The following is a 13,631-nucleotide window of genomic DNA, read 5'->3' on the forward strand; positions in this document are numbered from 1 at the left end:
AAGCGTTTTGGTGAACTCGCTTTGACCAAACACAGATGACAACCCACCTTCGGGTGTGCCGGCACTCGGTCGCCGTCATCGCGCTTTCGCCCCTTGAAACCTCGAAAGACTTTTTCCAACGGTCGCCCGCGAAGCACTCTGTTGCGCGGTGCAACGGAGATTGCCGCTTCTGCAGAAATACATTGGCAACAAATCCGTCAATGAGCCGCATCCATGCAGAAGCAACGCCTCCTCCGCCGTCCGTTCATGGGCATGCGCCCGATCGCCGCGATGTTCTCGCTGGCGGTCCTCACGGCCTGCGGGGGCGGATCGGGATCGAGCGAAGCGTCGCCGCCGCCGGTGGCAACCACTCCGCCACCAACCGGCGCGAGTTCGCCCACCACGCCGACGACGCCGACGACGCCGGAAACTCCCACCACAACTCCGACGACGCCCACGACACCGACGACACCGACCACGCCGCAGAATCCGGAGACGCCGACGACAACGCCGACGCCCACGCCCGCGCCGGTCCCGCCCTCCGGGACTGACGAGCCCCAGACGGTCGCCACCTTCACCGCGACCGATGTCGAACTCCCCAACCCCGAGCGCGGCTTCTACCGCTGGACCTGGGCCAACCTCGACACCTTCACGCGCGCGGATGCCGACGACGCGTACAAGGCCGGCTATCGCCTGCTCTTCTCGAAACTGGATCTGTCGGCCTACCGCGGTTCAGACCTGACCCCTACGCTGCTCGCGCAAGTGGAGACGGCGTTCGGTCACGCGCGCGCCGCCGGCGTGAAGCTCGTGATCCGCGTCGTCTACAACTATCCGGAATCGGAAGTCGACTACCAGAACGCCAAGGACGCGCCGCTGTCCCGCGTGCTCGCCCACATCACGCAGTTCAAGCCGGTCCTGCAGCGCAACGCCGATGTCATCGCCTTCATGCAGGCGGGCTTCATCGGCGCGTGGGGCGAGTGGCACACCTCCTCCAACAACCTGACCGCCACGGCCAGCCGCAACCAGATCCGCGACGCCCTGCTCGCCGCGCTGCCGACGAGCCGGTTCATCCAGCTGCGTTATCCGCCCTACGTGATGGACGGGACGCCGACGCTGCCGGCCTTGAGCGCCGTGCTTGCCGGCGGGCTGCGCGTCGGGGTGCACAACGACTGCTTCCTCGCCAGCAAGACCGACGTCGGTACCTATGACGACAACACGACCACCGCGACGAAGCAGCGCGACTACGTCGACCGGCTCGGCGATCTCGCGCCGTTCGGCGGCGAGACCTGCAATCCCGCCGACGAAGCCGGCGCCGTGCCGCGCTCGCAATGCGCGGACATCCTCGCCGAGGGCGCCCGCTACAACCTGACCTACCTCAACGACGAGTACTACCGCACCGCCTTCCACGACAAGTGGGTGCAAGGCGGCTGCATGGCCGAAGTGCGCCGGAAGATGGGCTATCGACTGGCGCTGGTGAAGGCGTCTCACGCGACGTCGATCGCTCGGGGTCAGGCCTTGACCGTGCGACTGGACCTGCGCAACGACGGCTGGGCGCGGGTGTTCAATCCTCGCGGCGTGCAGCTCGTGCTCAAGAACGCCACGACCGGCGAGGTGCGCCGTATCGCGGCCTCCGGCGCAGACCCGCGCACCTGGCTGCCCGGCAGCACCGATCAAGCCGCGACGCTCACCGCGTCCGTGCCCTCCGATCTGCCGATCGGCCAGTATCAGGTCAGCGTGGCCTTGCCCGACGGCGAGGCCAGTCTGGCCGGCGACGCACGCTTCTCCGTCCGTTGGGCCAATGCGGACAACGCCGCGTCGGGTCAGCGATGGGATGCGACGCTGGGTGCGTTCTCGCTCGGCACCGTGGTCGATGTGAAGTGACGGGATCCTGTTGACTGCCGAGTCCGCTGGCCCTCACCCCTGCCCTCTCCCGCAAGCGGGAGAGGGAGCCATGCAGCGCGAAGCCATCGTCTCCGCCTGCAGACGACCGATGGCCGTGATGCGCTGAAGACGTCGCAACGCCTGATGCGCCGACGGCCCGTCGCTGTCGTCGTGTTCGAGCGTGGCGGCCAGGGCGTCGCGCAGTCGCGCGATGTCGTTGGCCGCCGCCGCCCTGCGGAACCAGACGCTGAAGCACAAGGACGACAACGCCGCGCGCTCGCGTGCCTCTAGCACCAGGAGGTCCCGCTGCCAGCGCGGCACGAGCGCCCGGGGCGGCAAGCGGTCGAGCAGGTCGACACCGGCGCCATGCCCCATGGAATGGGGCCGCGCCGCCAACGGCAGCGCCGAGGGCAACGCCATGCCCGACTGCAGCGCCACAGCGCACAACATGCCCATCACGAGCGTCGCGTGATACGAGGTGCGCATCACCACGTCCTCATGTGCGAGGCCATGCCCGACCTGTTCCGCCCACTGCGCGTAGTCCGGACCCGGCAGGAACGCCTGCTCGTCCTGCACCCTCGCCAGCACGTCGAAGGCGAAGGCCGCCACAGGACTCCAAGGCTGTCTCAACATCGGCCAGGTCCACAGCAGTTCCGCCGCGAGGTCGAAGTTGTCCGCGTCGAGCGCCGCGGCCAATCCCGCCTCCGCTTCGGCCAGGATCTCCGCCACCGGACGCGGCAGGTGCACCGGTCGACGCCCCATGTCCGAGGCGTACATCACCACGTGCGTGAACAGGTAGAGGTCCAGCGTCGAGCACCCCAGCACGTCGAGCGGCCAGGCGATGCAGGTGCTCATCAGCAGTTCCTCGTCGATGGGTTCGACGTCGACACGACCGCGCCGGATCTGGTCGAGCCAGGCGCATTCGAGCTGATGATTCGGCAGCCGCTCGGGCCCGCAGGCCTCGTTGCCATCGAGGAACTCGCGGAGCAGTCGATCGAACGCCCCGTCCGGATACCCCGCATCGCCGAGGAACAGATGCGCCGACGCATGCTCCAGCGCGCAACCCGCGTCGTTGCAGAGGCGCTCCCGCACCCTCGGCCCCCGCGCCTGCGCCACGAGCTGCACCGCGAGCAGACGCGCCTCGACATCGAGCGTCTCGTCCTCCCCTCGCAAGGGGGCGGTCGTGCGCAGCAGCATGGCGGCCTCGCCCACGACCTTGCCCAGCACGAGCGCGGCCGGTCGATCCGGACCGTTCGTCGCGGATCTCTCCTCTGCGGACTCCTCCTCCGCGGCCACGGCCGCCTTCAAGCTCCGCCGGGTCAGGCGCACCGCGAGGTGCACACGGCCCAGCAGGTCGTCCCGACGCCGGGCCGCGACCGACCGCCTGCCCACCATCGGCCGGACTGCCGGCATCGGGACCACCGCGTTCACGACGTCACTCGCGCAGCTGGGCGGCGTTGCGCAGGATGTCCAGCTCCGGGCCTGGCCAGCCGCAGTTCCAGATGGCGTGGCGGTTGATGATGGTCACCAGCGGCTCGCCCTGCAGCAGGGCGCGCTCGCCGAACTTGGCGAAGGTCGCGCCGACCGCGTCGATGTTGATGGCCTTGCTCTCGACGAGCGCTTCGATGACTTGCTGCTGGAACGCGGTTCTGGCTTCGGATCTCATGGCTGACTCCTTTGAGGGATTCGCGTCGGAGATGAAGCGGACTGCCTACCCCGCGATCGCCTACCGGTTGTAGATGTCGCTCCCGCGATGAACTACCCCTAGGTCGATCGGTTCCTACTTCAAGGGGAAGGATCCCTCTTTAAGGGGAGACCCCCCTTTTGGAGGCCTCCCCGTCCCTGAAGGGGAATGGCACGCCTATAGATATTGCTGACCGCAATATTTCACCTTATGAAGGCCATTGAAGATCAATGGCTTCGCATCTGCACCGAGCAAGTCGACCCTCAAACGGCATTCATTGACATCGAACTCAATTTCGATATAGCCACCCGTCACTCCCCCCGGGGGAACAACATGTTCATTAACTGAAAACTGCAGAATATCCTCAGCCCGAACCATCAATCCACCCTTGGGAATCAGAAAACTATATCTGTCAGAGTTTCCGCCATGAATATTTCCATGCAACACAGTTTTTGGCATATAAATATTCAACTGCAACCGATCGCCCATCGGTATCACGCTGAACTCAGCCGCACGAGATACGCCGGCACAGGCCACGATTGCAAGGCCGAGCAGTCCAATCGTGCCAAAACGAAAAGCTGCGTCTAAAAATGCCGATGGGCGGCGAGAAACAGACGCATTACCGCTGTTACTGAGCACAAGTGCAGTCCTTTCCTGTCATGCGCGTCCACCGCGCCCGAGTTTGCGCCACCGCGTCCGCGAGTCGCGCTGCATTCTTGGGATTGAGCAGATCAGAAAGTGTTTCACCATGCAATGGAGAATCACCATGGAATGGCGCATTCCAAGGCGTTGGCCACACATAGGGCTTCCCCTGATCACTCATGTGTTCGGGGCTCGTTGAATCCTGGGAGGTGTGCGCGGCGCGAGCAAAGAAAATGGCATAGGCGTCGTCACCATTTGAATAGGCAAACTGAGCAACAGTCACCTGCGAATCAATGAATCTATCGCGGCCGGCCAAAGCGTTGTCGATACTTTGAAACGGCTTCGTCATCGAATGGAGATTGGCACCAGAGATACCCAATCCAGTCCTACGATCGAAGACATCGCTCTCGTGTTGCATGGCGGATATATCCGCCGCACTTGCCCCGCATGGTCCTAGAGCTGTTTGAAAAATGTAGTCGTGAGCAGCCTTTGCCCAGAGCCCAAGGGCATCGGTTGCGGAAACCGGATTTCCTTCGACGTAGGCGTAAGTGTTGACACCCGCCCCCAGGCCAACGGGGTCACTTTGCGCGTATCGCCCCGTCGTCCCGTCATAGTCCCGGAAGTAGTTGTAGTTCAGCCCGGACTCGCTGTCGAAATACTGACCCGGCAACCGCAGGTTGAACGTGATCGGCGAGAGCCCCGTCGGCGCCTGCTCCGGCTGCGTCGTGCCGAAGGGCTCGCTGATCCAGCGCCAGCGCACAGCCTCGGTCTTGTCGATGAGCACGCGCGGCGCGTTCAGGTGATCGGCGTAGGCGAGCAGAGGCAACGGCGATGCGACTGATCCCACGATCACTGCCACCGGCATGTCGCCCAACCATACGAACTCCTGCACGACACCGGACGCGTTGTACTCGCCAAGCAGGCGCCCTTGTTTGTCGTAGGCGAAGTCTCGCAGCCCTGCGCTGTGTTCCTTGTGCACTCGCTGACCGCCAGCGTCGTACTGGTAGGTCGTCGTCAGGCTGTTCTTGGTGAGCGTGCCCAGCCGGTTATCCAGTCGAATCGTCGTCGTGTACGCGAGACCGGTGTCGCTCAGCGTGTTGCCTGCTGCGTCGTAACCGAAATTGCGCGTGGGATTGGCGACGGTCGTGAGCCGATTGCTGGTGCTTGCCGTTGTATAGGCCCGCGTCGTGGCATTGAGCTTGACGCTGGTGCGGTTGCCATTGGCGTCGTAGCCGATGGTCCAGGTATTGGCCGGCGTGACGATGCTGGTCAGGCGACCCACCTCGTCATAGCCGAAGCTCTGGTTCATCGCCTGCGCGGCTGCGGTGGTTTCGCCCGTGATCGCATCGAGGTGCGTGTAGCTGACGATGCGATCGGCTGCGTCATAGGTGATGTCGCGGACGATTGCGCCCAGCGGATAACGGACCACACGGCCGTAGATGTCGTACACCCGCTCCTGCAGTTTCGTCCCGCTGTTCATCTGCATCTGCCAGCTGCGGACGCCACCGACGGGCTCGAACTGGATATCGCTGATCAACAGCTGCGCGGCGCTCGAGGCGTCCTTGGCCAGGCTCATGCTGACCGGCAGGCCGGCGTTGTACTGGATGGTCAGCACGCGGCCCGATGGATACGTGATGCGCGTGACGTGACCTGCAAGGTCGTATCCGTAGCGCGTGGTGAGGACCGCAGTACCCACCGTCTGGATGGCCGTCGTCAGTCGTCCTAACGCGTCGTACCCGTACTTCGTGTTTCCTGAGGGGTTCGTGGCCGTCGTGAGCCGACCGATGCCGTTGGTGAACTCCCCGCCTGCCTGGTCATAAGTCCAAGCGTAGTTCTGCGTCGTCTGACCACTTTGCGTGTAGATCGCCGAAGTCATCCGGTTGAGCGCGTCGTAGGCATGGGTGGTCAGCACGCCCCGACTGTCCAGGCGCGTGAGCTGATTGCCGATGCCGTCGTAGGTGTTGGCGGCGACACCCGTGTCCGGACTCACCCGTTGAATGAGGTCGCCCAACCCATTGCGCTGATAGCTCGTCACCAGATTGCGGGGATCAATCACCTGCTTCAGTTGATCGATGCCGTCGTAGCCGAGCTGGATCACGCCATTGCGGGCGTCCGTGTTGGTCTTGACCCGGTCCAGAGGGTCGTACGCGTTCGTGGTCGTGAAGCCGAAGCCGCTCACGCCCTTTGCCTTGATGACCTTGGTCGGATTGCCTTTGGCGTCGTGCTCGTAGTCGGTGACTGGTGCCGGTGACACCGGTGGAGGCGGCAGCGTCGCCGCATGAGCAATCGCCCCACGGTGCCGATCACGCCGATGAACACGGCCACCGCGGACGCGATCGAGTTCCAGCGTTTCGCGCGCTTGTTGATTCCAGTCATGGCTCACTCCCTCCCCGTTGTCTGTTGCGCGCGCCCCAGCGCGTCGAACGCGCGGCTCATCGTCCGCTTGAGCGCTCCCTGCGGATCCTTCGCGTCTTCCCTGGTCCGTTTTCCTTCCGCGTCGAGCGTGTACTCGACCCGGTTGCCGCGCGAATCCGCCACCGCGGTCAGCCGCCGCGCGTCGTCGTACTCGTAGTTCACGGTGCTGCCGTCGGCTTGCGAGGTGCGCTTGAGTTCCCCGGTCGGCCAGTAGTCGAACGTCGTGGTCGAGCCGGCCGTCGTCGTCGTCTTCACGCGCTGACGCGCGTCGTAGGTGTAGATCGTGCTGGCCGCATTCGCATCCACGACCTCGAGCGGCTGCCCATACGCGTTGTAGCGAAGGAAGCTCGTCTTGTGCCCGACCGCGTTGGTCGTCGACTTCAGATCGTTCTTCGTGTAGTCCGCAGTCGTCGTCGCGTAGTACTCGTTGGTGACTGTCGTCGTGCCGAGCGGGCCTTTCTCTGTCAACACCTGACCCGTCGGCGTGTAGGTCCAGCTCCACGTGCGCGTGGCCACACCGGCCTGCAGCGTCGCGTTGAAGCCCTGCTCACCGGTCGAGTCCGTCGTCGCCTGCTCGACGCGCTTGCACAGCAGCACCAGCCGGCTGCCATCGGGCAGCGTCATGCCGGAGGCTTCGCAATTCGCCACCGCATTGCCGTTGAACGGATCGGGCTGGCCGTTGTAGACCAGCGTCGTGAGACGCGCCGGTTCAGCGGTCTTCGTTGCAAGACGCCAGACCGGATGCCACTGCGTGCTCACCTTGCGCGAGCCGGCAGGCAGCGCGCCGGACGACACCGTCGTGCAATCGACCGACGTGTTCAGGCCTTCGACCCGCGTCGACTCCAGACTGCGCGCAGCCTCGTAATTCATGCAGCTGCGATTGCCGTTGTAGTCGTCCAGCCGCGTGACGTTGCTGCGGCTGTCGAATTGCCGAGTGGTGGTCGCGACGGGTGATCCGGCGCCCGACTGCTGGGTCTTGCTCGACCATTGCACCGCATCCAGCGTCGAGGTCGCGTTGATGACTTCAGTGCGTCCGTTCGGATATGTCACCACCGCGCCCACCGCCGGCAACAGCTGATGCAGCCTGAGGATCTTGCCGGTGGCAGGGTCGTAGACCTCGGTCCAGGACCACTTCGCCGGCTGCGTCCACGTGACCGTATAAGCGTCGAGTCCGCCCGCGCGCGCCGTGGAGATGGCCCGGCCCATTGCGTCGTAGCCATAAGTGCCCGCGCGCACGGCGTTCTCGTTCCGGTAGCCCGTCAGCGCCCAGGGGGAGACCGGGTCCTCGTAGAGCAGTTGCGTCGATGTGGTATCGCTGTTGACGATTTCGGCGGGCCGCGGACTGACAGCGGGGTAACGCAACTCCGTGACGCCACCGGCCGGATCGATGACCTGCGACAGCACCGGGGCGCCGTTGGCATCCGGTCGCAGATACCTCAGCTTCACGACACGCCCGTCCTGATCGGTCAACTCGATCGGCAGACCCGGTTGTGGCGCAATCGCCGGCGCCGTGTTGCTGTCGCTGCGCAGGATGGACATCGTCTTTCCGCCGATCTGCGTCTGCGATTGCAGAACCCCGTCGAAGTCGTAGACCTCCAGCACGCCCGCCACGGTGTCGCGATAGAACCAGCCCCCAAAGGGTTTAGCCCAGATCGCATCGTTGGACTGCGGCTGCATCGACGAAAAGATGGACACGTTCCATTTGAAGACCGCGGAGAAGCCGTCGCCCCGCGAGGCCGTCATCCGCTCGAACATGACGTCCGGATTGCTGCGCGTCACCCGCTTGTCGAGGTTGGTCGTCCAGGCGCCGCCCAAGGTCGTGGGGTCTGCCGCCGCCATCGAAGGGGCCAGGTCGGGGTCGTAAGGAATCCTGCGGATCGAGTTGAAGGTGGCACGCATGCCATACCAGGGCTGCCAGCCGAGCGGGAACTGCTGCACCTTCGCGCCGATCGCCGGGTAGATCGGATTACCGACGCAGGTGTCGCACTTCGGGATCGACAGCACGTCCTTGGTCTCGACGCATCGCCCTTGCTCTGGGGCGAAGAGCCGACCCTGGCCGCAATAGCACTGGCGGGTGTCCGCGTCGAAAAGCCCATAGGAATCGGCCGCCTGACAGCGTTTGGTGGCCGTGATCGCACGGTTCTCACCCCAAGGCTGCTCCTTCTCCAGCGCACCGCACCCCGCCCCCTCGATCTTGTAGGTGCTCAGCGTCACGTCGATCGGACACGAGACGCTGCCTGAGCTCGTCCCGCCCCCGCTGACCCGGCAGGCCCCCGTGCTGCGCCAGTCCTTGAGCTCCTGGCAGGCACCGACGCCGTTGCCTCGACCCACGCAATACGAGCCGGCGTAGCCCAGCAAATTCGCCTGCGCCGTCTCGGGGAACGAATAGCTGCGATTTCCCCCGGACGTCTCCTGGAAGAAGTTCTTCGTCGGCATGTAGCCGCTGTCGCAGCGAGACGGCGTCAGCCACGCGCCGGCGTCATCCCAAAAGTCCTTGGTGATCCATTTGTCGTAAGCCGCCGCCGGCCCCGACAACCCCAGCCACAGCAACATCACAGCGACTAAGGCGGACCAGATCCGCCGCCACGGCGACGCGATCGAACGATGAGAACCTGACATGGCGCGAGCGCTCCCTGAAAGCCATCAGGAAGCCGCGCGCACCCCCGCGGTCCGCGCTGCGTCGCCCTGCCCGTCGGGCGTCTGTGCGCCCGGTCGCCGGTCAGTTCTCTCTCCCTGATTGACAGCGCGCGATTCTCTACAGTCCCCTCTCCAGAAGCCAGCGATGTGACCGACGGATACGAACGCAGACCGCCCGCCGACCGCCCTGCCGACGCGCGATCCATGGTTAGGTGATTACCCTCGGAATCGCGACATCACGCTTGAACCGACCTGCCCCGCTCGTTACCATCCGGTGAAAATGGTACCGGTACCAATCCGAGTGCCTGGAGGGCTGCAGACGGTGAGGGCCGTCGGCGTCCAGACATCCCACACGACCCCGACAGGCCAGCCGGCGCAGACCGGCCCTCGACACGATCCGGAGACAACATGCAGTTATCCCTCTCCTCCTCGGCCACGAGCGGCATCGGCCGCGCGCGCTTCGGCGTGCTGGCGATGATCTTCGCCGTGACCGTCCTGAACTACGCGGACCGCGCCACCGTCGGCGTCGCCGGCCCCGTCCTGTCCAAGGAACTGGGCATCGACGCCGTCCAGATGGGCTTCATCTTCTCGGCCTTCAGCTGGTCCTACGTGCTGGGCCAACTGCCCGGCGGCTGGCTGCTCGACAAGTTCGGCGCCAAGCAGGTCTACGCGTGGAGCATCCTGCTCTGGTCGCTGTTCACCATGCTCCAGGGCAGCGTGCATCACATGGGCATGGACTCGATGCTCTTCGGCCTGCCGCTGGCGGTGTCGGCGCTGTTCCTGATGCGCCTCATGGTCGGCCTGGCGGAGTCGCCCTCCTTCCCCGCCAACGGCCGCATGGTCGCCGCCTGGTTCCCGGTGAAGGAACGCGGCACCGCGTCGGCGATCTTCAACTCCGCGCAGTACTTCGCCACCGTGCTGTTCGCGCCCATCATGGCGTGGATCGTGCACGCGATCGGCTGGTCCGAGGTCTTCTACTTCATGGGCGCGCTGGGCATCGTGATGAGCGTCGTGTGGATGCGCACCATGCACAACAGCCCGGCCGACCACCCGACCATCACGGCCGCGGAGCGCGAGCACATCGAGTCCGGCGGCGCGCTGCTGTCGGGCGACGGCAAGGCCAAGGCCGCGTCAGGCCCCAAGCTCGGCTACCTGAAGCAGCTGCTGGGCAACCGCATGCTGATGGGCGTCTACATCGCGCAGTACTGCGTGAACGTGCTGACCTATTTCTTCCTGACCTGGTTCCCGATCTATCTGGTCAAGGAACGCGGCATGTCGCTGCTCAACGCCGGCATCGTCGCGGCGCTGCCCGCGATCTGCGGCTTCGCCGGCGGTGTGCTGGGCGGCGTGATCTCGGACTGGCTGCTGCGCCGCGGGCACTCGCTGACCTTCGCGCGCAAGGTGCCGATCGTGGTCGGCATGCTGCTGTCGACGTCGATGATCGCCTGCAACTACGTGGGCATCGAGGCCGTCGTCGTCGGCATCATGGCGCTGGCTTTCTTCGGCAAGGGCCTGGGCGCGCTGGGATGGGCCGTGGTGTCGGACACCTCGCCCAAGGAGATCGCCGGCCTGTCAGGCGCGCTCTTCAACACCTTCGGCAACGTCGCCGGCATCGTGACGCCGATCGTGATCGGCTACATCGTGCAGACGACGAAGTCCTTCAACGGCGCGCTGGTGTTCGTCGGCGCGCATGCACTGATCGCGGTGGCGAGCTACCTGCTCATCGTCGGCGAGATCAAGCGCGTCGAGTTGAAGCCGGTCTGAGCGGCCCGACCCGTCGTCGACGCGCAGCCCCACGTTCCGATTTCCGAATTTCGATTCCCCCAGGTTGACCCGACCCAGGAACTCGCCATGATCACCTCCCCGCTGACCATCCAGATCCACGAGGCCGACAACGTCGCCATCGTCGCCAACGACGGCGGACTGCCCGAGGGCACGGTGCTGTCCTCCGGGCTGGTGCTGCGCAACGCCGTGCCGCAGGGCCACAAGGTCGCGCTGGTCGACCTGCCCGCCGACACGGCGGTGCTGCGCTACAACGTGCCGATCGGCTACGCGCTGCAGGACATCCCGGCCGGCAGCTGGGTGCACGAGCGCCTGCTGCGCATGCCGCCCGCGCGCGAGCTCGAAGGCCTGCCGATGGCCACGGTGAAGGCGCCCGCTCAAGAGCCGCTCGAGGGCTACACCTTCGAGGGCTACCGCAACGCGGACGGCTCGGTGGGCACGCGCAACATCCTGGCGATCACGCAGACGGTGCAATGCGTGTCGGGGGTGGTCGAGTTCGCGGTGGAGCGCATCAAGCGCGAGCTGCTGCCGAGCTTCCCCAACGTCGACGACGTCGTCGGGCTGGAGCACACCTACGGCTGCGGCGTCGCGATCGATGCGCCGGACGCGGTGATTCCCATCCGCACGGTGCGCAACATCAGCCTCAACCCGAATTTCGGCGGCGAGGTGATGGTCGTCAGCCTGGGCTGCGAGAAGCTGCAGCCCGAGCGGCTGATGCCGCCGGGCGTGATCCCGATCGCGGATCAGCGTGGGGAGTCTGTCGCGCCGGAAGCGCTCGACGTTGTCTGCCTGCAGGACGCGAAGCACGTCGGCTTCATGTCGATGATCGATTCGGTGATGACGCAGGCGGCCTTCCACCTGGAGCGCCTCAACAGGCGCCGCCGCGTGACGGTGCCGGCGTCGGAGCTGGTGGTCGGCGTGCAATGCGGCGGCAGCGACGCGTTCTCGGGCGTGACCGCGAATCCGACGGTGGGCTTCTGCGCCGACCTGCTGGTGCGCGCGGGCGCGACGGTGATGTTCAGCGAGAACACCGAGGTCCGCGACGGCATCGCGCAGCTGACCTCGCGCGCGAGCTCGCCCGAAGTGGCCGAGGCGATGGTGCGCGAGATGGCCTGGTACGACGCGTACCTCGAGCGCGGCAGCGTCGACCGCAGCGCCAACACGACGCCGGGCAACAAGAAGGGCGGGCTGTCCAACATCGTCGAGAAGGCGATGGGCTCGATCGTGAAGAGCGGCAGCTCGGCGATCTCGGGCGTGCTGTCGCCGGGCAACAAGCTCGCGCGCGAGCAGCGCGGCCTGATCTACGCGGCCACGCCGGCCAGCGACTTCATCTGCGGCACGCTGCAGTTGGCCGCGGGCATGAACCTGCACGTCTTCACGACGGGCCGCGGCACGCCTTACGGTCTCGCGGAATGCCCGGTGATCAAGGTCGCGACGCGCAGCGATCTGGCGCGCCGCTGGCACGACCTGATGGACATCAACGCCGGGCAGATCGCCGATGGCGAGAAGTCCATCCAGGAGATGGGCTGGGAGATGTTCCGGCTGATGCTCGACGTGGCCTCGGGCCGCAAGACCTGGGCGGAACACCACAAGCTGCACAACGCGCTGGTGCTGTTCAATCCGGCGCCGGTGACTTGAGAGGCCGGTTCAGCGGCCCCTCGGCTCAACGGCTCGTCGGCGTCTCTGCATCGGACGGGGGATCGGTCCACTGCACCGGCACATCGCGGATCTCGGTGTCGTTGTAGACGGTGACCATCGCCCAATACGTCGACTTCCCGCCGACGTGGTTCATTGCGACTCGGGTGGTCTGGTAGCGATAGGTGTCACCGAAGCGCTCACGGGCCACCTGCTCCGCATGCTGCGCCGACTCACCGTTCAGGCCCGATGCGACGCCGCCAGCCAGCACCGCGCAGAACAGCACGCCGATGACGGCAGGCACACGCATGTCGCGTCGTTTCAATCCCGCCGAATCGCGAGCCGCCAGCACTTCCGGCCGCCCCAGGCGCGACCCGACCCAGGCCAGCAGGACCAGCCCCGCGACAGTGAAAGCCGCCTGACTCAGCATCGTCGACCAAGGCGTCAGCCTGATCTTCACGCGCGTGAGGTCCCATGGCGTGATACAGGGCATCACCAGCGTCGCGGCGAGCACGGCACTCAAGCCCAGGACGGCGATCCACCGCACGATGCCCGCCGTCTTGAGGCTCCCCTTCATCAGGAACCAGCCGGCCACGACGGCGAAGACGTTCACCGATGACGAGTAGGCCGTGCCCATCACGATGCAGGCCACCATCACCGCGATGTCGAGCAGACCCACGATGAACAGCACGCGCCCCGACTTGAAAAGGATGTCGCGCCAGGCTTGATCGCCGTCGTCTGCCGGCGTGTTGCCGTTGGCGGCCATCGCGGGGCCGCCCGTCGTCGTATCCATCTCTCGCTCCCTCACCCCTCTGCCGGGGGCGGCGAAACGATATCACCGGTGAGAGGGTCGACCGCCACCGGCATGGCCGCGAGGACCTCCGGGTCCTCTCTTCCTTGTCATGGCTACACTTCAGCTCCGCTGTTGGAAGGCCGGGTGCATCTCGGCTTTCCAGGAACGGACAACCTTAATGGC

The 13,631-nt window shown here is 65.5% G+C and carries 9 protein-coding genes; 3 read left to right on the forward strand and 6 right to left on the reverse strand.

The genetic code is table 11. The annotated features are described in order from the left end of the window. Positions 1-213 precede the first annotated feature (213 nt). On the forward strand, positions 214-1,860 hold the full coding sequence (locus tag ABE85_RS12630; RefSeq protein WP_067274796.1) for a DUF4832 domain-containing protein: 1,647 nt from the start codon (positions 214-216) through the stop codon (positions 1,858-1,860). A gap of 33 nt (positions 1,861-1,893) precedes the next feature. Here the strand turns inward: ABE85_RS12630 and ABE85_RS12635 are convergent, their stop codons facing one another. The 5 genes from ABE85_RS12635 to ABE85_RS12650 all read right to left on the reverse strand — a co-directional run bounded on the left by ABE85_RS12635 (position 1,894) and on the right by ABE85_RS12650 (position 9,220). Continuing rightward, positions 1,894-3,291, reverse strand: a complete 1,398-nt coding sequence (locus tag ABE85_RS12635) for a DUF6895 family protein (RefSeq protein ID WP_157522308.1) — start codon at positions 3,289-3,291, stop codon at positions 1,894-1,896. Positions 3,292-3,295: 4 nt separating this feature from the next. Next, positions 3,296-3,526 carry a hypothetical protein gene (locus tag ABE85_RS12640; protein WP_067274802.1) on the reverse strand — a complete coding sequence of 77 codons (231 nt, stop codon included), beginning with the start codon at positions 3,524-3,526 and terminating at the stop codon, positions 3,296-3,298. A gap of 195 nt (positions 3,527-3,721) precedes the next feature. Then, a complete protein-coding gene (locus tag ABE85_RS27555) occupies positions 3,722-4,183 on the reverse strand; it encodes a hypothetical protein (protein ID WP_157522311.1) in 462 nt (153 codons plus the stop codon). Next, complete coding sequence (locus tag ABE85_RS12645; protein ID WP_157522314.1) at positions 4,173-6,569, reverse strand: RHS repeat domain-containing protein; 2,397 nt, start codon at positions 6,567-6,569, stop codon at positions 4,173-4,175. The genes ABE85_RS27555 and ABE85_RS12645 overlap by 11 nt, the downstream gene beginning before the upstream one ends. Then, the gene (locus tag ABE85_RS12650) at positions 6,566-9,220 is read right to left on the reverse strand and encodes an RHS repeat domain-containing protein (RefSeq protein WP_082938573.1); all 2,655 of its coding nucleotides are present in this window, start codon (positions 9,218-9,220) and stop codon (positions 6,566-6,568) included. The genes ABE85_RS12645 and ABE85_RS12650 overlap by 4 nt, the downstream gene beginning before the upstream one ends. Positions 9,221-9,646: 426 nt before the next feature. On the opposite strand from ABE85_RS12650, the gene ABE85_RS12655 reads away from it, so the two are divergent. Together ABE85_RS12655 and garD are read left to right on the forward strand one after the other, a co-directional pair. Next, positions 9,647-11,002, forward strand: a complete 1,356-nt coding sequence (locus ABE85_RS12655) for an MFS transporter (protein WP_067274812.1) — start codon at positions 9,647-9,649, stop codon at positions 11,000-11,002. 87 nt (positions 11,003-11,089) lie between these two features. Next, complete coding sequence (garD, locus tag ABE85_RS12660; RefSeq protein WP_197507308.1) at positions 11,090-12,658, forward strand: galactarate dehydratase; 1,569 nt, start codon at positions 11,090-11,092, stop codon at positions 12,656-12,658. A gap of 25 nt (positions 12,659-12,683) precedes the next feature. On the opposite strand, the gene ABE85_RS12665 is transcribed toward garD, so the two are convergent. Next, complete coding sequence (locus tag ABE85_RS12665) at positions 12,684-13,448, reverse strand: hypothetical protein (protein WP_157522317.1); 765 nt, start codon at positions 13,446-13,448, stop codon at positions 12,684-12,686. Positions 13,449-13,631: the final 183 nt, after the last annotated feature.

It is taken from the genome of Mitsuaria sp. 7, assembly GCF_001653795.1.
In the GTDB taxonomy this organism is placed as follows: Bacteria; Pseudomonadota; Gammaproteobacteria; order Burkholderiales; family Burkholderiaceae_C; genus Roseateles.